General features: G+C 67.8%; 20 protein-coding genes. 14 read left to right on the forward strand and 6 right to left on the reverse strand.

The window, feature by feature from the left end; genetic code table 11:
- Window positions 1-346: 346 nt before the first annotated feature.
- From yidC to rpmH, 3 genes are all read right to left on the reverse strand, one after another.
- Window positions 347-2,062, reverse strand: coding sequence for a membrane protein insertase YidC (gene yidC, locus V1318_RS11660; RefSeq protein WP_332939845.1), 1,716 nt, complete (start codon window positions 2,060-2,062; stop codon window positions 347-349).
- 15 nt (window positions 2,063-2,077) lie between these two features.
- The gene (rnpA, locus tag V1318_RS11665; RefSeq protein WP_332939846.1) at window positions 2,078-2,494 is read right to left on the reverse strand and encodes a ribonuclease P protein component; all 417 of its coding nucleotides are present in this window, start codon (window positions 2,492-2,494) and stop codon (window positions 2,078-2,080) included.
- A gap of 69 nt (window positions 2,495-2,563) precedes the next feature.
- A complete protein-coding gene (gene rpmH, locus V1318_RS11670; protein WP_031374044.1) occupies window positions 2,564-2,704 on the reverse strand; it encodes a 50S ribosomal protein L34 in 141 nt (46 codons plus the stop codon).
- Window positions 2,705-3,082: 378 nt separating this feature from the next.
- On the opposite strand from rpmH, the gene dnaA reads away from it, so the two are divergent.
- The 12 genes from dnaA (at window position 3,083) to V1318_RS11730 (ending at window position 16,493) form a co-directional block, all read left to right on the forward strand.
- Window positions 3,083-4,414 carry a chromosomal replication initiator protein DnaA gene (gene dnaA, locus V1318_RS11675; RefSeq protein ID WP_332939847.1) on the forward strand — a complete coding sequence of 444 codons (1,332 nt, stop codon included), beginning with the start codon at window positions 3,083-3,085 and terminating at the stop codon, window positions 4,412-4,414.
- Between the two features lie 377 nt (window positions 4,415-4,791).
- Entirely contained in the window at window positions 4,792-5,892 is a 1,101-nt protein-coding gene (gene dnaN / locus V1318_RS11680) for a DNA polymerase III subunit beta (RefSeq protein WP_332939848.1), read from the forward strand.
- A 390-nt stretch (window positions 5,893-6,282) separates the two neighbouring features.
- Entirely contained in the window at window positions 6,283-7,407 is a 1,125-nt protein-coding gene (gene recF / locus V1318_RS11685) for a DNA replication/repair protein RecF (protein WP_332939849.1), read from the forward strand.
- A gap of 430 nt (window positions 7,408-7,837) precedes the next feature.
- A complete protein-coding gene (gyrB, locus tag V1318_RS11690; RefSeq protein ID WP_332939850.1) occupies window positions 7,838-10,288 on the forward strand; it encodes a DNA topoisomerase (ATP-hydrolyzing) subunit B in 2,451 nt (816 codons plus the stop codon).
- 10 nt (window positions 10,289-10,298) lie between these two features.
- Window positions 10,299-11,153: a type II CAAX endopeptidase family protein gene (locus V1318_RS11695; protein ID WP_332939851.1), complete on the forward strand. Its 855-nt coding sequence runs from the start codon at window positions 10,299-10,301 to the stop codon at window positions 11,151-11,153.
- An 81-nt stretch (window positions 11,154-11,234) separates the two neighbouring features.
- Entirely contained in the window at window positions 11,235-12,044 is an 810-nt protein-coding gene (locus V1318_RS11700) for a M48 family metallopeptidase (protein ID WP_332939852.1), read from the forward strand.
- Between the two features lie 223 nt (window positions 12,045-12,267).
- The gene (locus V1318_RS11705; RefSeq protein ID WP_332940056.1) at window positions 12,268-13,398 is read left to right on the forward strand and encodes a tetratricopeptide repeat protein; all 1,131 of its coding nucleotides are present in this window, start codon (window positions 12,268-12,270) and stop codon (window positions 13,396-13,398) included.
- A 146-nt stretch (window positions 13,399-13,544) separates the two neighbouring features.
- Window positions 13,545-14,216 (forward strand): energy transducer TonB, encoded by a 672-nt coding sequence (locus V1318_RS11710; protein ID WP_332939853.1) that lies wholly within the window; start codon window positions 13,545-13,547, stop codon window positions 14,214-14,216.
- Window positions 14,217-14,290: 74 nt separating this feature from the next.
- Window positions 14,291-15,043: a MotA/TolQ/ExbB proton channel family protein gene (locus V1318_RS11715; protein WP_056177423.1), complete on the forward strand. Its 753-nt coding sequence runs from the start codon at window positions 14,291-14,293 to the stop codon at window positions 15,041-15,043.
- 51 nt (window positions 15,044-15,094) lie between these two features.
- On the forward strand, window positions 15,095-15,514 hold the full coding sequence (locus V1318_RS11720) for a biopolymer transporter ExbD (protein WP_332939854.1): 420 nt from the start codon (window positions 15,095-15,097) through the stop codon (window positions 15,512-15,514).
- 18 nt (window positions 15,515-15,532) lie between these two features.
- Window positions 15,533-15,949: a biopolymer transporter ExbD gene (locus V1318_RS11725; RefSeq protein ID WP_332939855.1), complete on the forward strand. Its 417-nt coding sequence runs from the start codon at window positions 15,533-15,535 to the stop codon at window positions 15,947-15,949.
- A 133-nt stretch (window positions 15,950-16,082) separates the two neighbouring features.
- On the forward strand, window positions 16,083-16,493 hold the full coding sequence (locus tag V1318_RS11730; RefSeq protein ID WP_332939856.1) for a biopolymer transporter ExbD: 411 nt from the start codon (window positions 16,083-16,085) through the stop codon (window positions 16,491-16,493).
- A gap of 24 nt (window positions 16,494-16,517) precedes the next feature.
- Here V1318_RS11730 and V1318_RS11735 read toward each other — a convergent pair whose 3' ends face one another.
- The 3 genes from V1318_RS11735 to cls form a co-directional block, all read right to left on the reverse strand.
- Window positions 16,518-17,261, reverse strand: coding sequence for a pyridoxine 5'-phosphate synthase (locus V1318_RS11735; protein WP_332939857.1), 744 nt, complete (start codon window positions 17,259-17,261; stop codon window positions 16,518-16,520).
- A gap of 344 nt (window positions 17,262-17,605) precedes the next feature.
- Entirely contained in the window at window positions 17,606-17,884 is a 279-nt protein-coding gene (locus tag V1318_RS11740) for a hypothetical protein (protein ID WP_332939858.1), read from the reverse strand.
- 127 nt (window positions 17,885-18,011) lie between these two features.
- Window positions 18,012-19,448: a cardiolipin synthase gene (gene cls / locus V1318_RS11745; RefSeq protein ID WP_332939859.1), complete on the reverse strand. Its 1,437-nt coding sequence runs from the start codon at window positions 19,446-19,448 to the stop codon at window positions 18,012-18,014.
- Window positions 19,449-19,691: 243 nt separating this feature from the next.
- On the opposite strand from cls, the gene V1318_RS11750 reads away from it, so the two are divergent.
- Both V1318_RS11750 and V1318_RS11755 read left to right on the forward strand, forming a co-directional pair.
- The gene (locus V1318_RS11750; RefSeq protein WP_332939860.1) at window positions 19,692-20,468 is read left to right on the forward strand and encodes an SIMPL domain-containing protein; all 777 of its coding nucleotides are present in this window, start codon (window positions 19,692-19,694) and stop codon (window positions 20,466-20,468) included.
- A gap of 190 nt (window positions 20,469-20,658) precedes the next feature.
- Window positions 20,659-21,762, forward strand: coding sequence for a PA0069 family radical SAM protein (locus tag V1318_RS11755; protein WP_332939861.1), 1,104 nt, complete (start codon window positions 20,659-20,661; stop codon window positions 21,760-21,762).
- Window positions 21,763-22,056: the final 294 nt, after the last annotated feature.

The following is a 22,056-nucleotide window of genomic DNA, read 5'->3' on the forward strand; positions in this document are numbered from 1 at the left end:
GTTACTTTCTCTTGGGCTAGCAAGAGAAAGTGACCCGCACGCGCAGCGGGCGGAAGCCGTTGACCTTCGTGCCAACCCTGCAGAGCAAGGGCAAGAGCAAATCCTCCCCAACCCTCCTTTGTTAAAGGAGAGAGCTAAAGGCAGACAAGGTGACCCGCACGCGCAGCGGGCGGAAGCCGTTGATCCAAAGCAAATCCGACTCAAGCGGATCTCAATAAGATCCCAGCCTGCGCAGTAGCCGGAATTCGGGATCGCGGCTTACGCCGCTCCCACACGAAGTCGAGCCGCCCCCACAAACACGAAGCCCGCCGAACGGCGGGCTTCGTGGGCGACACCAGGCGCAGGATCAAACCTTCGCCGGCGCCTCGGCGTAGCGCTTGGTCATCCACCACTGCTGCAGCAGGCCCAGGCCGCTGTTGGTGATCCAGTACAGCACCAGGCCGGCCGGGAAGAAGGCGAACATCACGCCGAACACCAGCGGCATCAGCTGCATCATCTTCTTCTGCATCGGGTCCATGCCCGGCGTCGGGGTCAGCTTCTGGGTGGCCCACATCACCGCGATGTTGATCAGCGGCAGCACGAAGAAGGGATCGCGCGCGGTCAGATCGTGGATCCACAGCATCCACGGCGCGTGGCGCAGCTCCACCGACTCCAGCAGCACCCAGTACAGCGCCAGGAACACCGGCATCTGCACCAGGATCGGCAGGCAGCCGCCGACCGGGTTGATCTTCTCCTTCTTGTACAGCTCCATCATCGCCATCTGGAACTTCTGCTTGTCCTCGCCGTAGCGCTCCTTGAGCTGCTCGATACGCGGCTGGAACTTGCGCATCTTCGCCATCGAGCGGTACTGCGCGGCCGACAGCGGGTACATGGCCAGCTTGATCAGCACCACCAGGCCGATGATCGACCAGCCCCAGTTGCCGAACAGATCGTGCAGCTTGGACAGCAGCCAGAAGATCGCGTTGGCCATCGTGGCCATGACGCTGTAGCTGCTCCAGTCGACCGCGCGCTCCAGGCCCGGCACCTGTTCGGCCTTCATCGCCTCGACCAGCTTGGGGCCGATCCACAAACGCGCCGTGGTCTGCGCCTTGGCGCCGGGGGCGACGTTGACGCCAGGGCCGATGTCGCGGATCAGGTATTGCGGAAGGCCACCGTTGGTGGCGGCGGTCGCCAGCGAAAACTCGGTCTGGTCGTTCACGCCCGGGATCCAGGCCGCGAAGAAGTGGTGCTGCAGCATCGCCACCCAGCCGCCGGTGACCTTCAGGTTGAGCGGGCCTTCGTCGACGAACGCGTCGAACTTGCGCTTGTCGTACTTCTCGGCCTCGCTGTACCAGGCCGCACCCTGGAAGCTGTACTGCTCGGCGTTCATCGGGCCGCTGCGGGTCAGCGCGCGCGGCACGCGCGCCAGCTGGCGGTAAACCGAACCCTGCCACGGCGCGGTGCCGGCGTTGATCACCTCGTCGCGCACGGTGACGGCATAACCGCTGTGCTGGAAGACATAGGTGCGGCGGATGGTCACGCCGTTGGCGCCGGTCCACACGAACGGCACGGCGATCTCTTTGGCGCCCTTGGCCAGCACATAGTCGCGCTGCGGGCTTTCGGGCACGAAACCGGATTCGTGAGTCGGGGTAGCACCGCTCTGGCTGACCCAGCCGCTCTGGGCGACGAAGTAGTTGGTCGCGTCCTCGGCCAGCAGGCGCACCGGGGCGCTGTCGTCGGCCGCCTCGCTGGGGTACTTGAGCAGATCGGCGCGGTGCAGGGTGCCGCCGTCGAACACGACCTTGAGCACGTCGGTGGTGACGGTGATGGTCTGGGCCGCGCTCGGAGCGGCGACCGCGGCGGTGGGCGTGGTGCCGGGCGCGGCCGGCGCGCTGGGCACGACGCCGTTGGCGGCGACGGCCGAGGGCACGGTGGCGCTGGGCACGGTGCTGGTCGCGGCGGCGGCGGCCGCGGCGGTGACGGCGGGTGCCGGCGGCGCGGACTTCTCCTTGCCCCATTCCATCCACAGCAGGGTCGCCACCATCAGCCAGGCGAAGATCAGGAATACACGGGTCTGGTTCATGGGCAGCAGGCGGGCTCAGCCGGGACCGGGGTCCGGCAGTGGGGAGGGAATGGGATCGGCCGGCATTGTGCCGGGCACCGCAGGTGCGGGCAACGCGCCGGCGCGCCTGAGCAGACCGAGGAAGGCCTGGTCGAGTTCCTCACGCGTGCAGCGCGAGGCCCCGGGACGGGCGACCACGACGTAATCGCCGCGGGCCAGATCGGCACGCAGTTTGCGGAAGGTATCGCGCAGGGCGCGCTTGATGCGGTTGCGGCCGACCGCGTGCGGGTCGACCTTGCGCGACACCGCCAGGCCCAGGCGCGGCTCGCAGTCGACGACCTGCCAATGCAAAGCAAGCACGGGCAGCGCGATGCGCCGGCCGTGCTTGAAGATGCGGTCGAAATCCGAACGCGCGCGTACCCGCGCGGTGCGCGGGAAGCGGGTGGAGATCATCGGGTCGGTACCGGCGAACGCCGGACGGCTGCCCCGCGCCGCGTCAGCGGCAGGCAGCCGGAACGACGTTTAGGCGCAAAGACGCTTGCGGCCCTTGGCACGACGACGGGCCAGGATCTTGCGGCCGTCGGCGGTCGCCATGCGGGCACGGAAGCCGTGGTCGCGCTTGCGCTTGAGGTTGCTGGGCTGATAGGTGCGCTTGGTGGCCATGGTCCGGCTCAATTAATACGGCGGAAAAGACCGGAGATCTTAGCGGTCATCCGGGGGCCGGTCAAGTTGAACTGAACAGCGGCGCGGGACGGGCCAGCGGTGGCGGAAGCCGCGCGGGCATCGGGCCGGGCGCTCGCGGGCGCCGGCCGACGCGGTGGAAAACTCCGCCGATCCGCGTCCTGCCTGGCTCGCGTCGCGCCCGGGCCTGTGGACTAGCCTGTGTTCAGGCTTGTGGACAAGTCCTGTTCCGGACCTCGCCGCGGTGATAGTCTGGCCGACCCCCCTGCCCCGTTCGCCGCGAGTCGCATCGCGCGGCCGGCGGCGTTTCGACCGCCGCGCCCCCGGGCCGGCCGCACTGCATAGAAGACCTGCCGACCGATGGAAGCTTGGCCCCGCTGCCTCGAACGACTCGAAGCCGAATACCCGGTCGAGGATGTCCACACTTGGCTCAAGCCGCTGCAAGCGGCCCAGCGCGACGACGTCACGGTGCTGTACGCGCCCAACGCCTTCGTCGTCGAGCACGTGCGCGAGCGCTACCTGGGGCGCATCCGCGAGCTGCTGAACTACTTCGCCGGCAGCGCCGAGGTCAGCCTGGAAATCGGCTCGCTGCCGCGGGTGGCGCCGGCGCGCGAGGCAGAGCCGGCCGGCATGGCGCGCGCGGTGCCGGTCGCGCCGGTCGAACCCTTCCAGGGCAATCTGGACACCCATTACACCTTCGACAACTTCGTCGAAGGCCGCAGCAACCAGCTCGGCCGCGCCGCGGCCTGGCAGGCGGCGCAGAAACCCGGCGAACGCGCGCACAACCCGCTGCTGCTGTACGGGGGCACCGGGCTGGGCAAGACCCATCTGATGTTCGCCGCCGGCAACGCCATGCGCGAGGCCAATCCGGCCATGCGCGTGATGTACCTGCGTTCGGAACAGTTCTTCAGCGCGATGATGAAGTCGCTGCAGGACAAGACCATGGATCAGTTCAAGCGCCAGTTCCAGCGCGTGGACGCGTTGCTGATCGACGACATCCAGTTCTTCGCCGGCAAGGACCGCACCCAGGAAGAGTTCTTCCACACCTTCAACGCGCTGTTCGACGGCAAGCAGCAGATCATCCTGACCTGCGACCGCTACCCGCGCGAGGTCGAGGGCCTGGAGCCGCGCCTGAAATCGCGCCTGGCCTGGGGCCTGTCGGTGGCGATCGAGCCGCCGGACTTCGAGACCCGCGCCCAGATCGTGATCTCCAAGGCCAAGGAGCGCGGCGCGGCGATTCCGGAAGAGGTCGCGTTCCTGCTGGCCAAGAAGATGCGCAGCAACGTGCGCGACCTGGAAGGCGCCCTCAACACCCTGACCGCGCGCGCCAACTTCACCGGCCGCGCGATCACCGCCGAGTTCGCCCAGGAAACCCTGCGCGACCTGCTGCGCGCGCAGCAGCAGGCGATCGGCATCCCCAACATCCAGAAGACCGTGGCCGACTACTACGGTCTGCAGATGAAGGACCTGCTGTCCAAGCGCCGCACGCGCTCGCTGGCGCGCCCGCGCCAGGTCGCGATGGCGCTGACCAAGGAACTGACCGAGCACAGCCTGCCCGAGATCGGCGACGCCTTCGCCGGACGCGATCACACCACGGTGCTGCATGCCTGCCGGCAGATCCGCACCCTGATGGAGACCGACGGCAAGCTGCGCGAGGATTGGGACAAGCTGATCCGCAAGCTCAGCGAATGATCGAACCAGCGCTATCTCAGGCCGGTGTGAGTCGAAAAGGAACGAAATACGAGCTGATCCGCAAGCTCAGCGAATGAGCCCGCAGGCGACGAACGGCGCTGGTGCAGGTACTCTTCGAACAAAGCGGTGCATGGCACGCGTACAAGCTGTGGATAGATCGGAGCCGGCGACCGGCCTCGAATCTTATCCACAGATTGTCCCGGAGCTCAGGGCCCGGTTCTACCGGACTTTGCACTCAGGAAAAATCCATTAAAAACAAGTAGTTAATGAAGTTTTCCCGGGTTTTCGGCGACACCATCACCACCATGCTTTTGATTTATCCATCTCTTTTGTATTGGGCGTTGCCGCCCGAACCGACTAGGGGCTAAGGGGTCCGCATGCGTTTCAGCCTGCAACGAGAAGTGTTTCTCAAGCCGTTGGCGCAAGTCGTCAACGTAGTCGAACGCCGGCAGACCCTGCCGGTTCTCGCCAACCTGCTGGTGCAGGTCAAGGACGGGCAGCTCTCGCTGACCGGTACCGACCTGGAAGTCGAGATGGTTTCGCGCATCGCCGTGGACGACGCCAAAGACGGCGAAACCACGATTCCGGCGCGCAAGCTGTTCGAGATCGTCCGGGCCCTGCCCGACGGCAGCAAGGTCACCGTCACCCAGACCGCCGAGAAGATCACGGTGCAGGCCGGGCGTTCGCGCTTCACCCTGGCCAGCCTGCCGGCCAACGACTTCCCGTCGATCGACGAAGTCGAAGCCACCGAGCGCGTGCGCGTGCCGGAAGCGGCGCTGAAGGAGCTGATCGAACGCACCGCGTTCGCGATGGCCCAGCAGGACGTGCGCTACTACCTCAACGGCCTGCTGTTCGATCTGCGCGAGAACAGCCTGCGCTGCGTGGCCACCGACGGCCACCGCCTGGCCTTGTGCGAAACCGCCTACGAAGGCAGCGGCCAGACCAAGCGCCAGATCATCGTGCCGCGCAAGGGCGTGCAGGAGCTGCAGCGCCTGCTGGAAGGCGGCGACCGCGAGATCGAGATCGAGATGGGCCGCGGCCACATCCGGGTCAAGCGCGACGACGTGACCTTTACCAGCAAGCTGATCGACGGCCGTTTCCCCGATTACGAAGCGGTGATCCCGATCGGCGCCGACCGCGAAGTGCGGATCGAGCGCGAGATCCTGCGTGCGGCCTTGCAGCGCGCGGCGATCCTGTCGAACGAGAAGTACCGCGGCGTGCGCATCGAGGTCTCGCCCGGCCAGCTCAAGATCAGCGCGCACAACCCGGAGCAGGAAGAAGCGCAGGAAGAAGTGGAAGCCGACACCAAGGTCGACGACCTGGCGGTGGGCTTCAACGTCAACTACCTGCTGGACGCCCTGACCGCGCTGCGCGACGAGCACGTGGTGCTGGCCCTGCGCGACGCCAATTCCTCGGCGCTGGTGCGCGAAGCGGCAAACGAGAAGTGCCGCCACGTGGTCATGCCGCTGCGTCTTTGATCGGCCACCGGTCCGGGAGGATCGGTTCCACGTGGAACATGAAACGCCCGGCGCTGCCGGGCGTTTCGTTTTGGGCGAGCTGGGCGGCATACAGATTGCAAGTTCGTGCGTGGCTGAGCGCCAGCGGGCTATGCCTGCTGGCCGGACGGGGTGGGAATGGTTGGCTCTTGGTTGCGGCTTGGGCTGATCGCGCCAGAAGCAAATCCCCCTCAATCCCCCTTTTTCAAAGGGGGAGGCCGTATCGACAGATCATTGGTTTCTGCCCCTCTGCCCCTCTGCCCCTCTGCCCCTCTGCCCTCTGCCCTCTCCTTCCTAACTCCTGGCCCTCCGGCCACCAGCCCCTCTTTCTTCCTTCCGCGCCTGCCGAAACCGATCTGCGATCATCCACACATGCACGTAACCCGCCTGGAAGCCCGTGGCCTGCGTCGCTTCGCCGATGTCCGGCTGGCGCCTGCCCCCGGGATCAACCTGATCACCGGCGACAACGGCGCCGGCAAGACCAGCCTGCTCGAGGCCCTGCACCTGATGGCCTACGGCCGTAGCTTCCGTGGCCGGGTCCGCGACGGCCTGGTCCGGGCCGGCGAACCGGCCCTAGAGGTGTTCGTGGAATGGCGGGAGGGCCTGGGCCCGAACGCGGCCGCGGTCGCCGACGGCGGCCCGGAGCCGTTGCGGCTGCGCAAGGCCGGGCTGCGCCACACCGGCCAGGACTGGATCGGGCGCCTGGACGGTAGCCCGGTGGCCCAGCTGGGCGAACTCTGCGCCGCCCTGGCCGTGGTCAGCTTCGAGCCTGGCAGCCATGCCTTGATCACCGGTGGCGCCGAGGCGCGCCGGCGCTACCTGGATTGGGGCTTGTTCCACGTGGAACACGACTTCATCGCCCTGTGGCGGCGATACACCCGTGCGCTCAAGCAGCGCAATGCCCTGCTCAAGGCCCGCGCCCGCGACGGTCAGCTCGACGCCTGGGACCGCGAGCTGGCCGAGGCCGGCGAACCGCTGAGCCGCCGCCGCCAGCATTACCTGGAAGACCTGCAGCCGCGCTTCGCCGCCCTGACCGCGGAACTGGCGCCGGCGCTGGGCGACACCCGCCTGGACTACCTGCCCGGCTGGCGCCGCGACGAGCTGCCGCTGGCCGACGCCCTCCTGCTGGCGCGCGAGCGCGACCAGATCGCCGGCTACACCTCGGTGGGCCCGCATCGCGCCGATTGGCGGATCCAGTTCGCCGGTTTGCCCGGCCGCGAGGCGCTGTCGCGCGGCCAGGCCAAGCTCACCGCCCTGTCCGCCCTGCTAGCCCAGGCCGAGCACCACGCCCAGGCCCGCCGGGAATGGCCGGTGATCGCCCTGGACGATCTGGCCTCGGAACTCGACCGCCAGCACCAGCGCCGGGTGCTGCAGCGCCTGATCGCCTGCGGTGCTCAAGTCTTCATCACCGGCACCGAGCCGCCCAGCGCGCTTGCGGAGCTGGGCGTCGAGACCCAGGTGTTCCACGTGGAACAAGGCGAGATTCGCTTGGCTTGAGTGTTCCACGTGGAACATGCCGGGCGAACTCCCTTCAGGCCGCCCGATGCCGTCGGGGGCGAGGCCAGCCACGTCGTGCTGTCGAGCCGCCCTCAGCATCCATGCTGCGTCCCGATCGAAGTCAGGTTCGATCCATCCTTGCACTCGCAAACACCGGCTGCGTTCTTCGCCACCGGCGCCATCGCGCCGCGACGCCCGATCCGCCGCATAGCGCGCCCAGCGTCCAGCAGGTCTCTGGGGCCGGCCGACCCCGGCGCACGGCCTGGCTAGCCCGGGAGCGACCACCCGGAGCCTCTCCCGCTGCCGTCTGACCGGGGCTGTGGCAGGCACAGGCTGGCAGGGCCCAGGCGCGGTATACTCGGCCTCAGTCCCTACAGCTAATGTGTCGCGTCTCCGACCTCCGTAGGCGGACCGCGGAATCCCACAGCGCATGTCTGAAAACAACGACCAGCTTCCCGAGCCGACCCCGAACCAGACCTACGACTCCAGCAAGATCACCGTCTTGCGCGGACTCGAAGCCGTACGCAAACGGCCGGGCATGTACATCGGCGACGTCCACGACGGTACCGGTCTGCACCACATGGTGTTCGAGGTCGTCGACAACGCGATCGACGAAGCCCTCGCCGGCCACGCCGACGATGTGATCGTGACCCTGCACGAAGACGGCTCGGTGTCGTGCTACGACAACGGCCGCGGCATTCCGGTCGACATCCACAAGGAAGAAGGCGTGTCGGCGGCCGAGGTCATCCTCACCGTGCTGCACGCGGGCGGCAAGTTCGACGACAACAGCTACAAAGTCTCGGGCGGTCTGCATGGCGTCGGCGTGTCGGTGGTCAACGCGCTGTCCGAACAGCTGTGGCTGGACATCTGGCGCGACGGCCACCACCACCAGCAGGAATACGCGCTGGGCGAGCCGGTGTATCCGCTCAAGCAACTGGAAGCCTCCGACAAGCGCGGCACCCTGCTGCGCTTCAAGCCGGCGGCGGAAATCTTCACCGACGTCGAATTCCATTACGACATCCTGGCCAAGCGCCTGCGCGAACTGTCGTTCCTGAATTCCGGCGTCAAGATCACCCTGGTCGACGAGCGCGGCGAAGGCCGTCGCGACGTGTTCCAGTACGAAGGCGGCATCCGCTCCTTCGTCGAGCATCTGGCCCAGGTCAAGACGCCGCTGCATCCGAACGTGATCTCGGTGTCGGGCGAGCAGAACGGCATCACCGTGGACGTGGCGCTGCAGTGGACCGATTCCTACCAGGAAACGATGTTCTGCTTCACCAACAACATTCCGCAGAAGGACGGCGGCACCCACCTGATCGGTTTCCGCGCCGCGCTGACGCGCACGCTCACCAACTACATCGAGAACAGCGGCATCGCCAAGCAGGCCAAGGTCGCGCTGTCCGGCGACGATATGCGCGAAGGCATGATCGCGGTGCTGTCGGTCAAGGTGCCCGACCCGAGCTTCTCCTCGCAGACCAAGGAAAAGCTGGTCAGCTCGGAAGTGCGCCCGGTGGTCGAGAGCACCTTCGGCGCGCGCCTGGAAGAGTTCCTGCAGGAACATCCGAACGAAGCGCGCGCGATCACCGGCAAGATCATCGACGCCGCGCGCGCGCGCGAAGCCGCGCGCAAGGCGCGCGACCTCACCCGCCGCAAGGGCGCGCTCGACATCGCCGGCCTGCCCGGCAAGCTCGCCGACTGCCAGGAAAAAGACCCGGCGCTGAGCGAACTGTTCATCGTCGAGGGCGACTCCGCAGGCGGCTCGGCCAAGCAGGGCCGTAACCGCAAGACCCAGGCGATCCTGCCGCTCAAGGGCAAGATCCTCAACGTCGAGCGCGCGCGCTTCGACCGCATGCTCGGCAGCGCCGAAGTCGGCACCCTGATCACCGCGCTGGGCACCGGCATCGGCAAGGACGAGTACAACCCGGACAAGCTGCGTTACCACCGCATCATCCTGATGACCGACGCCGACGTCGACGGCTCGCACATCCGCACCCTGCTGCTGACCTTCTTCTACCGGCAGATGCCGGAGCTGATCGAGCGCGGCCACGTCTACATCGGCCTGCCGCCGCTGTACAAGATCAAGCAGGGCAAGAACGAGATCTACCTCAAGGACGACACCGCGCTGGACGTCTATCTGGCCAACAACGCCGTCGAAGGCGCGGGCCTGATCCCGGCCGAGGGCGAGCTGCCGATCGAAGGCGCGGCGCTGGAGAAGCTGCTGCTGGCCTACGCCGGCGCGCGCGAAGCGATCGTGCGCAACGCGCACCGCTACGATCCCAACGTGCTCGAGGCGCTGATCGATTTCACCCCGCTGGACAGCGCCCACCTGCTGGCCAACGTCGACGAGCAGCACGAACTCGAAGCGCTGGAGAAGCGCCTCAACCGCACCGGTCTGGGCAAGCCGCGCTATCGCCTGCGCCTGCACCCGGCCAACGAGGCGCGCCAGGCCGCGCTGCTGGTCACGCGCACGCACATGGGCCAGGAACTGACCCAGGTGCTGCCGCTGGCGGCGTTCGAAGGCGGCGAGCTGCGCGCCCTGCGCGAAGCCGCCTCGCTGCTGCACGGCCTGGTCCGCGAAGGCGCGCAGATCGTGCGCGGCAACCGCGCCCAGCCGGTCGACAGCTTCGCCCAGGCGCAGGCCTGGTTGCTCGAGGAAGCCAAGAAGGGCCGCCAGATCCAGCGCTTCAAGGGCCTGGGCGAAATGAACCCCGAGCAGCTGTGGGACACCACGGTCAATCCCGAGACGCGCCGCCTGCTGCAGGTGCGCATCGAGGACGCGGTCGCCGCCGATCAGATCTTCAGCACCCTCATGGGCGACGTGGTCGAACCGCGCCGCGCCTTCATCGAGGACAACGCGCTCAAGGTCGCCAATCTCGACGTCTGAGCCGACGCCGATGGCGCACGGTTCCGAACCCACGGCCGCCGCCCTGCCCGCAGCCGTCCCGCCGCCGCAGCCTCCGGCGGCGGCCCTGCCCGCGCCGCGCGTCCGCGCGGTGCTGGGCCATGCCACCCTGGATTTCGCCATCGCGGTGGCGATCATGCTCGCCCTCAGCTTCGCCACGATGATCGCCTGGGCGATGCTGCGCGGCATCCAGATCGGCATGCAGGGCGGCGGCGCCCTCTCCCCCGACGAAACCCTGCAGGCGATCGGCCAGCCCGGCGGCCTGGCGCAACTGGGCATGGCCCTGGTCGCGATGGGCGGCGCCTCGCTGGCGGTCTACCTGCTGCGCCGCCGCGCCGGGCGCGAAGAGCGCGCCGCCTCCTGGCGCGCCGCCCGCCGGCCGTCCACCTGGGCCTGGGCCCTGGGCGTGGGCCTAATCGGCTTCGGCTTCAGCAGCGCGCTGAGCTGGATCGGCGAGCAATTCGGCATCGAACCCCTGCCCAGCAACGTCGAGATGATCCGCGAGGCCCTGCGCAGCCAGTTCGCCCTGACCCTGCTGTTCGCGGTGGTGCTGGCGCCGGCCTACGAAGAACTGCTGTTCCGGCGGGTGCTGTTCGGGCGCTTCTGGGCCGCCGGCCTGCCCGGCCTGGGCCTGGTGCTGAGCAGCCTGGCCTTCGCCCTGATGCACGAACTGCCGGGCCTGAGCGGCAACGGCCCCGGCGCGATCGGCCTGCTGTGGCTGACCTACGCCGGCATCGGCGCCGCTCTGGCCTGGGTCTACCGCCGTACCGGCACGCTGTGGGCGGCGGTCGCCGCCCATGGAATCAACAACCTGCTGGCCTGCGCCTTGCTGGTCCTGCAGGGCTGATGTCCCCGGCCTGGCATGTTTGACGAAAAGTTAATCCCGATCGGTCTACAACGCGGTCATACGCAAGGGGAATTGCTCTCAGTGAAGCGTCTACTGCTCGGTGTCTCGATCGCGCTGGTCGTGACGGCCTGCGCCACCACCACCTCGCCCACCGGGCGCCGCCAGAGCGTGGGCGCGGTCTCGCCCGAACAGCTCAACCAGATGGGCGCGCAGGCCTTCGTCGACGCCAAATCCAAGGGCAAGCTCAGCACCGACGCGCGCCAGACCGCCTACGTGCGCTGCGTGGTCGACGCGGTCACCCGCCAATTGCCGCCGGGCTGGCAGGCGCAGTGGGAAACCGCCCTGTTCGTCGACAGCTCGCCCAACGCCTTCGCCCTGCCGGGCGGCAAGGTCGGGGTCAACACCGGCATCTTCAGCGTGGCCCAGAACCAGGACCAGCTGGCGGCGGTGATCGCGCACGAGGTCGGCCACGTGGTTTCGCGCCATCACGACGAGCGCATCACCCGCCAGATGACCGCGCAGACCGGCCTGAGCATCGCCGGCGCCCTGCTCGGCTCGCGCTACGGCGAGGGCGCGGCCAACGCCACCAGCCAGCTCGGCGGCGCCGCGGTGCAGGGCCTGTTCCTGCTGCCCGGCTCACGCACCCAGGAGACCGAAGCCGACGTGGTCGGCCAGCAGCTCATGGCCCAGGCCGGCTTCGACCCGCAGCAGGCGGTGAACCTGTGGCAGAACATGATCGCCGCCAGTGCCAGCTCCAGCCGGCCGCCGCAGTGGTTGTCCACCCATCCGGACCCTCAGTCGCGTATCCAGGAACTGCGCGCGCGGGCCGGCGGGCTCATGCCGGCGTACCAGCAGGCGCGTTCGGCCGGCCGTACGCCCAAGTGTGGATGAACGTTAAGCATTAATGGCGGCAAAACCCCGTATCGCCCGGCCCCGCGTTTCTGTTAGCGTGACGGCCCCCCGGCCCTGCGGCCATCGACCCCGCTCGTAATGGCGGCAGCTGATTGAGGTGACCATGAACAAGCTCTCCACCCGCCATCGCACCGTGCTGACGGCCGCCATCGGCGCCGTGCTCGCGCTGGGCTCGATCGCCCAGGTTCACGCGCAGTCGGCGATGGAGCGGGCCGAAGAGCGCCGCCAGCGCCACGCGGACAAGAAGGAAGACAAGAAGTCCTCCTCCGCGGCGTCCAAGGTCGAATACCCCAACGCCACCCGCGAGCAGCCCGACGCCAAGGCCTCGGCCAAGGTCACGCCGAAGCTGAAGAAGATGATGGACTTCTACGACGAGGATAAGGCCGCCGAAGGCCGCGCCATCGCCGACGAGATCATCGCCAACCCGGCCGCCAACGCCTACGACCGCTCCTTCGCCGCCCAGATCGGCGCGCAGCTGGCTTACGGCGCCGACGACAGCGCGGCGGCCATCGCCTATCTGACCAAGGCCATCGAGTTCAACGGCCTGGACAACAACGGCCACTACGGCGCCATGTTCATGATGGCCCAGCTGCAGCTGCAGGAAGACAAGTACGCCGAGGCGCTGGCGACGATGGACCGCTTCCTGAGCGAGACCAAGAGCACCAAGCCCGAGCACCTGATCGTCAAGGGCAACGCCCTGTACCGCCTGGAGCGTTACAAGGACGCCGCGCCGATCATCAAGCAGGCCATCGACGCCTCGCCCGAGCCCAAGTCCGACTGGCAGCAGCTGCTGATGGCGGCCTACGCCGAGTCCGGCCAAACCGGCGAAGCCACCAAGATGGCCGAAGCCGTGGCCAGCAAGAACCCCAACGACAAGCGCGCCCAGCTCAACCTGGTCGCGACCTACCTGCAGGCCGACCAGTACGACAAGGCCGCGGTGGTGCTGGAGAAGCTGCGCGCCGCCGGCCAGCTCAACGAAGACAAGGATTACCGTCAGCTCTACTCGACCTACCTGCAGATCGACGGTAACGAGAAGAAGGCCGCCGACGTCATCAACGAAGGCCTGAGCAAGGGCATCCTGAAGCCGGACTTCCAGGCCTACCTGGCCCTGGCCCAGTCCTACTACTTCTCCGACCAGGTGAACCCGTCGATCGAGGCGTACAAGAAGGCCGCCCCGCTCGCACCCGATGGCGAGACCTACCTCAATCTCGCTCGTGTCTTGTGGCAGGAAGACCGCATTCCAGAGGCCAAGGAAGCCGCCAAGCAGGCGATCGCCAAGGGCGTGAAAAAGCCCGACGACGCCAAGAAGATCATCGCGCTGCCGGGTAAATAATCGGCGCTCGATATGCAAATCCGCCCTTGGAACCTAGGGCGCGGTTTGGTATATGCTAGGAGGTTCACGCGACTGGAAACGGTTGCGGGAACCGAACGACGGCCCGTGGCGCCCTTGCGTCCGGAAACACTTCCCGAGCTGACGGCATGACGCAAGACCTCGAAATCCACGCTAAGAAAGATGACGACCGCGAAGGGCTGAACTGGGCACGTATCGCCGGTATCACCTCCGCGATCGCCGTGCATGTCGCGGCGCTGCTCTTGCTGCTCGCGCCGATGGCGCCGCCGGCAACCGAAAAAGCGGAAGAACAGGTGACCGTCGTCAACCTGATCAAGCCGCCGGAACCGCCGCCGCCGCCCCCGCCGCCGCCGCCGGAACCGCCGCCGCCGCAACAGATCAAGCAGTTGGCCGCACCGCAGCCGACTCCGCTGCCGCCGCCGCCGGAAGAGCCGCCGGTCGTGTTCGACGACCCGGCCCCGACCGACGTCGTTGCCGAGCCGCCGACTCCGCCGACGACTCCGGCCCCGGCCACCACCATCAGCTCCGGCGTCGATCCGTCGTCGAAGCGGCTCAATCCGCCTAAGTACCCGCCGACCGAAGCGCGTCAGGGCGTGGGCGGCACCGTGGTCCTGGTCATCAGCATCGATGCCTCGGGCAACGTGCTCGACGTTTCCGTCGAGAAATCCAGCCGTAACCGCAACCTCGACCGCGCCGCCATGGATGCCGCACGGAAGTGGAAGTTCAACCCCGAGATGCGCAACGGCGTGGGCGTGCCCAGCAAGGTTCGCGTCCCGGTCGATTTCGTCCCGCCGAACTGATCGGGTTCGCGAGACGGTTGTAACGCACCACGTAACACTTCTTTCCTTATCCACGACATTCAAAGGTAAGCGTCATGCTGCAGGAAACCACCACCGCTGCTACTGCCGGGGGCTCCAACGCCGAAGCCCTCCAGCAGATGAGCTTCGCCCATCTGTTGCAAAACTTCGACCTGGTCGGCTGGGTCGTGTTCCTCACGCTCGCGATCATGTCGGTCCTGTCGGTCTACTGGATCGTCGTGAACTTCGTGAAGAACCTGCGCCTGCGCGGCAGTTCGGATCGCGTCGTCAGCACGTTCTGGGAAACCCCGAACGCGCAGGACGCCATCCGCTTCATGGAAGAACAGTCGCGTAGCGAACCGTTCTCCAAGATCGCGCTCGACGCCGCCCAGGCCGCCGCTCACCACCAGCGCCACGAAGGTTCGCGCCTGGTCGAGTCGCTGAACCGTTCCGAGTTCGTCGATCGCGCCCTGCGTCAGGGCGTGACCCGCGAAAGCTCGCGTCTGGAAAGCGGCCTGACCGTGCTCGCCACCGTCGGTTCGACCGCACCGTTCGTCGGTCTGCTCGGCACCGTGTGGGGCATCTACCACGCCCTGATCAAGATCGGTGCGACCGGCCAGGCCTCGATCGACGCCGTCGCCGGCCCGGTGGGTGAAGCGCTGATCATGACCGCCATCGGTCTGTTCGTCGCCATCCCGGCGGTGCTCGCGTACAACTTCTTCGTCCGCCTGAACCGCGTCACGAACAACAAGTTCGATACGTTCGCGCACGACCTGCACGACTTCTTCGCTACCGGTTCGCGTGTCGGCGAACTGGCCGCCAAGCGCTAAGTCGCCTAACCGCGACGTCTTCACCTTACTTGTAGTAGTTGGAGTTCGGACATGGCCTTCAGTACAGACAGCGATAGCGGCGGCCCGATGGCACAGATCAACGTCACGCCCCTCGTGGACGTGATGCTGGTGCTGCTGATCATCTTCATGATCACGGCGCCTCTGATGTCGCATAAGGTCAAGGTCGAATTGCCCGAAGCCACTCTTGTAAAGCCGGGCGACAAAGCGCCGCCGACACCGCCGATCACTCTGGCGGTGCTGGAAGACGGTTCGTTGTTCTGGAACGACGAACCGATCACCAAGGGCCTGCTGGAAAGCCGGCTCTCGATCGAAGCGCAGAAGACGCCGCAGCCGCAGATCAACGTCCGCGGCGACAAGACGACCAAGTACCGCATCGTGCAAGACGTGGTGAAGATCGCGCAGAGCCAAGGCATGCGTAAGGTCGGCTTCGTAGCGATCAAAGAACGTTAAGGCACCCGGAGACTATTTATGGCATTCAGTACTGGCTCCGGCGCAGGCGCACCGATGGCCGACATCAACGTCACGCCCCTGGTGGACGTGATGCTGGTGTTGCTGATCATCTTCATGGTGACGGCGCCCGTGATGTCTTACCCGATCGAAGTCAACCTGCCGCAGCGCACGACCACGCCGCCGCCGCCGACGCCGCCGAAGGATCCGATCCGTCTGCGCATCGACGCCTCGGGTCAGATCTTCTGGAACGACACGCCGCAACCGATCACGGCGCTCCAAAGCATGATGGGCGCCGAAGTGCAGCGTGATCCGACCAACCAGCCGATGCTGGAGATCGACGTCAGCACCGATGCCGATTACGGCATCCTCGCCAAGGTGCTGGCCAAGGCAAAGAACGCCAATATGGAAAAGATCGGCTTCGTCCAAAACGACTGACCGATCGACAAGTTTGACGCTTACCGTCGTGAAAACGCCGCCTCCGGGCGGCGTTTTTTTTGCCCCCTTGTCAGCCGGGGCGGGCTGGGTTTAGCGTGGAAGCCGGGCATCCCGCCCATGTGGGGGTAGAGCAATGGCCGTCTCCGCGTACTTCGAGTCTCCGTCCCGCCGCGACGCGCGCGCGGTCGCCGAAATCAACATCACCCCCCTGGTCGACGTGCTGCTGGTGCTGCTGGTGATCTTCATGGTCGCCGCACCGGTGATGACGGGCACCTTGGACATGAAGCTGCCTGGCGTCGCGCCGCCGGATGCGCAAGCGCCGCCGCCGCGCGCGCAGTTGTCGGTGCAGGCCGACGGCAGCTATGTGCTGGACGGCCAGGCCGTGGCCGCCGGCTCTCTGCGTACGGCATTGGCCAGCCTGGCCGATGCCGCGCCGCGCACCGTGCTGGAAATCAGCGCCAATGCCGATGCCGACTACCAGGGCTTCGCCACCGCCGTGTCGGCGGCCCAGGACAGCGGCTTGAAGAATCTGGCGCTGGAATAAGCGCTACAGCGCAGCGGGGCGGGCTTACAGCAGACGCAGGTAGGCCCGCACCGTCGCATCCAGGCCCGCGTACAGGGCCTCGCCGATCAAGGCGTGGCCGATCGACACTTCCAGCACCTGCGGCACCGCGCGCAGGAACTCTCCGAGGTTGGCCTGGCTCAGATCGTGGCCGGCGTTCACGCCCAGCCCGGCCGCCTGCGCACGCCGCGCGGCGTCGGCGAACAGCGCCAGGGCCGCGCCGGGATCGCCGGCGGCATGGGCTTCGGCGTAAGGCCCGGTGTAGAGCTCGACCCGATCGGCGCCGATCGCCGCGGCGATCTCGAAATCCCGCGAACCGGCGTCGGCGAACAGGCTGACCCGGCAGCCCAGCGCCTTGAGCTCGGCGATCAGCGGCCGCAGCGATTCGCCGTCGCGGCGGAAATCGAAACCGTGATCGGAGGTCAGCTGAGCGTCGCCGTCCGGCACCAGGGTCGCTTGCGCGGGCCGCGCCTGCGCGCACAGGGCCAGGAAGCCGGGATAGCCCGCCCGCGCCGGCGCGAAGGGATTGCCCTCCAGATTGAACTCGACCCCGCGCTCGCGGGTGAGCCCGGCCAACGCGGCGACGTCGTAGTCGCGGATATGGCGCGCATCGGGGCGCGGATGCACGGTGACGCCATGCGCGCCGGCGTCCAGGCAGGCGCGCGCGGCTGCGACTACGTCCGGCTCGTTACCGCCGCGCGAATTGCGCAGCACCGCGATCTTGTTGACGTTGACGCTGAGTACGGTCATTCGCGCAGTCTAGGCCGCGACGCGGCGTTTCCCAAGCCCGCACCGCGGAACCCATGGACCGCAAAGCGGACGCCTTGTCGCAGGCCGGCCCTGCCACCTGTGGGAGCGGCGTAAGCCGCGATGAGCTCCATTCACGACGAATCCCGGATCCCGCGCGATCACCAGGCACCGGGCCGCCGCCATTCGCCCACCGTCGCAACGTAGATGCCGCCATGCAGGCAAAAGCATCGCGGCTTACGCCGCTCCCACGGGGGAGGGACTCGAGGGCGAACGAACCTGCGCCGACCTTGCCGGCGCAACGAGACAGGGCACACCACGCAACCGCCGCGCGTGCGCGGCCAACCTCAACGCTGCTGCTGCGGCTCCGACGACGGCTGCTGTTGCGAAGCCGCAGCCAGCTTGCGCGCCTCGGCCTGCTCGCGCAGACGGCGCAATTCGTTCGGGTCCAGCATCAGTCCCTCATCGCGGCTGCTGCTACCGATGCGGGCGGCCAGCAGGCCCAGGATCCAGGCGATGAAGAAACCCAACGAGGCCAACAGCGACACCACGAGCAGCAGGCCCGAGGAGGCTTTGAAGGCGATTACGAGCGCGGCCAGGGCCAGCAGCAAAAACAGCCAGTACATCGCGGCGGTGCTCCCGTCGGTAGGTGGTTGCCAGTCGCCGCGAGTGTAGCGCGCCGCCCGCCCGCCTACAGCCCGACAACCCGGCCGCGGCGACCGCTCGTCGCGCGCGACGTGACCCAGTGCGCGTTCACAGCAGGGGCGAGACCAGCCGCGCCAGCGCCTCGGGCAGGCGCCGCCGCCACAGCCCCTGTTCGCGGTCGCCGCGCACGCGCGGGGCGTAGCTGCATTCGGCCTGGATCAGGTGGGCCAGCTCGGCGGCCAGGGCGCGGTCGTGGAACATGACCGAGATCTCGAAATTGAGCCGGAAGCTGCGGTGGTCGAAGTTGGCACTGCCGATGATGGCCAGGTCGCCGTCGCACAGCAGCGCCTTGGTGTGCAGCATGCGCGGGCCGTACTCGTGGATCTTGACCCCGGCCTCCAGCAATTCGTCGAAGTAGGAGCGCGCCGCATAGGTGACCAGGCGGCTGTCGCTGAGCCGCGGCACCAGCAGGCGCACGTCCAGCCCGCCCAGCGCGGCCGAGGTCAGGGCCATGCGCGCGGCCTCGCCGGGGACGAAATACGGCGTCACCAGCCACACCCGTTCGCGGGCGGCATGGATCGCGCCCACGTGCAGGCGGTGGATCGCTTCCCAGGACGAATCCGGCCCCGACACCAGCACCTGCGCGGCGATGTTGCCGGGCTGCGGCGCCGGATGCTGCAGGCGCGGCGGCGGCTGCCCGGTGGCGTAGGCCCAATCCTCGCAGAACACCAGCTGCAGCTCGCGCACCACATCGCCCTCCAGGCGCAGGTGCAGGTCGCGATAGGCGTCCTTGCGGATGCGCTCGTCTTCCTCGTCGGTGATGTTGATGCCGCCGGTGAACCCGACCAGGCCGTCGATCACCACGATCTTGCGATGGGTGCGCAGGTTCAACCAGGGCCGCTTCCAGAACCAGCGCAGCTTCATCGGATGGAACCAGGCGACCTCGCCGCCGGCGTCCACCAGCGGCTGCAGGAAGCGGCTGGAGGTCGAACCCGACCCCACCGCATCCAGCAGCAGGCGCACCTGCACGCCGTCGCGCGCGCGCTCGACCAGCGCGTCGCGCAGGGCCAGGCCGCAGGCGTCGGGCTGGTAGATGTAGTACTCCAGGTGGATGTGCTCGCGCGCCTGGCCCACCGCCTCCAACAAGGCGGCGTACTTGGCGCCACCGTCGATCAGCAGGCGCGCCTGGGTGGCCGTGGTCGGCGGCAAGCCCGTCGTGGCCTGGCCCAGTTTGGCCAGCTCGACCGCCTCCGGCGATTCGCTCAGCCCCGGCATCGTCGCCGGCAGCGCGGCGCGCGCGCGCACCCGCCGCAGGCGCTGACGATGGATGCGCTGCGGGCCGAAGACGTAGTAGATGAAGAAGCCCAGGTAGGGCAGGGCGGCCAGGCTCACCAGCCAGCTGATCGTCGCTGCCGGTTCGCGCTTCTGCAGTACGATCCATAGGCCCAGCCCGACCAGGTACGCGGCCCAGCCCAGGGTCAGGTACAAGCCCAGATGGGGGATGCCGGTCAAGGCCTTCCAAAGCGAGGACAGCGAGTCGGGCACAGTGCTACTCCAGGGGGCGATCGGCGCGGGCGCGTCCACCGCAGGCCAAGGCTAGCCCGCGGCGCCGGCCGCGCAAAGTGTGCGCTTATAGGCAGGCGGTACGATGCACCGGCACACGCACCGCCTGGGATGATGCGCGCACCCGCCACGGCCCAATCGCCGCGCAGCGGACTGGATGCGTCCCGCAGGCGGTGCCGATCGCCGCGCCCCATCGACGCAAACCTCGACCCAGGACTCCAGCCCATGAAAATCGCATCGCTGTTGTTGCCGATCCTGCTGGCCTGCCCGCTGCTGCCCGCCGCGGCGCAAGCGGCCGAGAGGAGCGCCGCTCCCGTGCGCAACGTCGCAGTATCCGGCAACGCCGAGATCAAGGTCGCGCCGGACGAAATCCTGCTCAACGTCGGCGTCGAGACCCGCAACGTCGAGCTCGCCCCGGCCAAGCGCCTCAACGACGAACGCGTGGCCGCGGCCCTGGCCTTCCTTGCCCGCAACGGCGTACCCGGCAAGGACGTGCAGACCGACTTCATCAGCATCGAACCGCAGTACGAATACGACGACAGCAGCAGCCGCGCCGCCCAGGAGCGTTCGCGCGTGGTGCCGGTGGTTTATGTGGTGCGCAAGAGCATCGGCATTCGCCTGACCCGCGTCGCCGACTTCGAGACGGTGCTGGCCGGCCTGCTCGACAACGGCGTGCAGCACATCCACGGCATCGAGTTCCGCACCTCGCAGCTGCGCAAGCACCGCGACGCCGCGCGCGCGCTGGCGGTGCAGGCGGCCAAGGAAAAAGCCGACGCATTGACCGCCGGGCTCGGCGCGCGCCGCGGCCCGGTGCAGAGCGTGTCCGAGTCCTATTCGGGCGGCTGGTGGCGCAGCGGCGCGGCCTGGGGCGGCGGGCGAGGGCAGATGACGCAGAACGTGTCGCAGAGCACCGGCGGCGGCGAAAGCGCGGACGGCTCGACCCTGTCGGTCGGCCAGATCAGCGTGACCGCCTCGGTGGATGTCACCTTCGCGATCGAGTAGCGCCACCCCTGCGCGGAGCATTCTCCCTTTGGCTTCTACCTCCCCCTTTGAAAAAGGGGGATTGAGGGGGATTTGCTCTGGAGATTGAGGAGAATTTGCTTCCCCCGCAGATCCCGCGGCCCACCACCGCTCGTCGTCAGCCGCCACCGCCGTCGCACCCGCTGCGACGCCCCCCGCCTAGTCTGCGGCCATGAACGACACCCGCCGTTCCCAGCTTTCGATCCAGCCCGCCGCGCTCAAAGGCCGCGGCGCGGCTTCCTACGTGCCGGGCCGTTACGCGGTCACCACCGCCCAGGGCGAGGACGACGGCTGGGGCTCCCTGCACGACCCGGCCGACGAGCTCTCGCGCCCGGACACCCAGGTCACCGAGGAGCGCGCCCGCAGCGTCGTCAATCGCAACGAATCCCCGGACATCGCCTTCGGCCAGTCGATCAATCCCTACCGCGGTTGCGAGCACGGCTGCGTGTACTGCTTCGCGCGGCCCTCGCACGCTTATCTGGACCTGTCGCCGGGGCTGGACTTCGAAACCAAGCTCTACGCCAAGACCAACGCCGCCGAGCGCCTGCGCGCCGAGCTCGCGCGGCCCTCCTACCGCTGCGCGCCGATCGCGCTGGGCATCAACACCGATTCCTACCAGCCGATCGAGCGCCGTTACAAGATCACCCGCTCGCTGATCGAAGTGCTCAGCGAATGCGCGCATCCCTTCAGCCTGATCACCAAGAACGCCGGCGTGGTCCGCGACCTCGACCTGATCGCGCCGATGGCGCAACGCGGCCTGGTCACCGTGTACTTCTCGGTCACCACCCTGGACAATCACCTGTCGGCGAAGATGGAGCCGCGCGCGTCGGCGCCGCATGCGCGCCTGCGCGCGATGCGCGAACTCGCCGACGCCGGCGTGCCGGTCGGGGTGATGGCGGCGCCGATGATCCCGATGATCAACGACGCCGAGCTCGAGCACATCCTGGCCGCGGCCTTCGATGCCGGCGCGCGCGCGGCCGGCTACGTGGTGCTGCGGTTGCCGCACGAGCTCAAGACGATCTGGCGCGAATGGCTGGCCCTGCACTATCCAGAGCGCGCCGAACACGTGATGAGCCTGGTCCAGCAGATGAGCGGCGGCAAGGACTACGACAGCGCCTACGGCACGCGCATGCGCGGCACCGGCCCCTTCGCCCAGCTGATCGAGCAGCGTTTCGCCAAGGCCTGGCGCCGCTGCGGCTACGGCCGCCTGCCCGCGTTGGACACTCGCCAGTTCCTGCCGCCGCGCCCGCCCTCGCCGCAGGGGGAATTGTTCTGAGCCGCGGTCCAGGCCGTCCTCGCGCGCAACGGAATACCCGGCAAGGACGTGCGGACCGGCTTAGCGCCTAGATGTCACCAGGCTGCTTTGATCCATACGCCGCGGCACTGATTCGCAAGCCACCTGGCGGCGGCAACGGCATTCGCAGCATTCCATTGCCGCTTGGCCACGGCAGCCTGAAGACCGTGATGAGCTGCATCCATGTGTGGCGTCGCCCGCAAGACGGTCGATCTTGGATCCGCTCGGCCCACGGTGAAAGTTGGCGACGGACGTTCGACGGCTGTCCGCTTTGCC

Source organism: Lysobacter sp. CCNWLW3 (genome assembly GCF_036697405.1).
GTDB lineage: Bacteria > Pseudomonadota > Gammaproteobacteria > Xanthomonadales > Xanthomonadaceae > Lysobacter.

What these genes read in the sequence shown, in the direction of transcription:
- rnpA (WP_332939846.1), bottom strand. Translation starts at nt 2,494, where the DNA reads ATGATCTCCACCCGCTTCCCGCGCACCGCGCGGGTACGCGCGCGTTCG.
- V1318_RS11720 (WP_332939854.1), top strand. Translation starts at nt 15,095, where the DNA reads ATGGCCTTCAGTACAGACAGCGATAGCGGCGGCCCGATGGCACAGATC.
- V1318_RS11725 (WP_332939855.1), top strand. Translation starts at nt 15,533, where the DNA reads ATGGCATTCAGTACTGGCTCCGGCGCAGGCGCACCGATGGCCGACATC.
- dnaA (WP_332939847.1), top strand. Translation starts at nt 3,083, where the DNA reads ATGGAAGCTTGGCCCCGCTGCCTCGAACGACTCGAAGCCGAATACCCG.
- V1318_RS11705 (WP_332940056.1), top strand. Translation starts at nt 12,268, where the DNA reads ATGGAGCGGGCCGAAGAGCGCCGCCAGCGCCACGCGGACAAGAAGGAA.
- yidC (WP_332939845.1), bottom strand. Translation starts at nt 2,062, where the DNA reads ATGAACCAGACCCGTGTATTCCTGATCTTCGCCTGGCTGATGGTGGCG.
- V1318_RS11735 (WP_332939857.1), bottom strand. Translation starts at nt 17,261, where the DNA reads ATGACCGTACTCAGCGTCAACGTCAACAAGATCGCGGTGCTGCGCAAT.
- rpmH (WP_031374044.1), bottom strand. Translation starts at nt 2,704, where the DNA reads ATGGCCACCAAGCGCACCTATCAGCCCAGCAACCTCAAGCGCAAGCGC.
- recF (WP_332939849.1), top strand. Translation starts at nt 6,283, where the DNA reads ATGCACGTAACCCGCCTGGAAGCCCGTGGCCTGCGTCGCTTCGCCGAT.
- V1318_RS11695 (WP_332939851.1), top strand. Translation starts at nt 10,299, where the DNA reads ATGGCGCACGGTTCCGAACCCACGGCCGCCGCCCTGCCCGCAGCCGTC.
- V1318_RS11750 (WP_332939860.1), top strand. Translation starts at nt 19,692, where the DNA reads ATGAAAATCGCATCGCTGTTGTTGCCGATCCTGCTGGCCTGCCCGCTG.
- dnaN (WP_332939848.1), top strand. Translation starts at nt 4,792, where the DNA reads ATGCGTTTCAGCCTGCAACGAGAAGTGTTTCTCAAGCCGTTGGCGCAA.
- V1318_RS11710 (WP_332939853.1), top strand. Translation starts at nt 13,545, where the DNA reads ATGACGCAAGACCTCGAAATCCACGCTAAGAAAGATGACGACCGCGAA.
- V1318_RS11715 (WP_056177423.1), top strand. Translation starts at nt 14,291, where the DNA reads ATGCTGCAGGAAACCACCACCGCTGCTACTGCCGGGGGCTCCAACGCC.
- V1318_RS11740 (WP_332939858.1), bottom strand. Translation starts at nt 17,884, where the DNA reads ATGTACTGGCTGTTTTTGCTGCTGGCCCTGGCCGCGCTCGTAATCGCC.
- V1318_RS11755 (WP_332939861.1), top strand. Translation starts at nt 20,659, where the DNA reads ATGAACGACACCCGCCGTTCCCAGCTTTCGATCCAGCCCGCCGCGCTC.
- V1318_RS11730 (WP_332939856.1), top strand. Translation starts at nt 16,083, where the DNA reads ATGGCCGTCTCCGCGTACTTCGAGTCTCCGTCCCGCCGCGACGCGCGC.
- gyrB (WP_332939850.1), top strand. Translation starts at nt 7,838, where the DNA reads ATGTCTGAAAACAACGACCAGCTTCCCGAGCCGACCCCGAACCAGACC.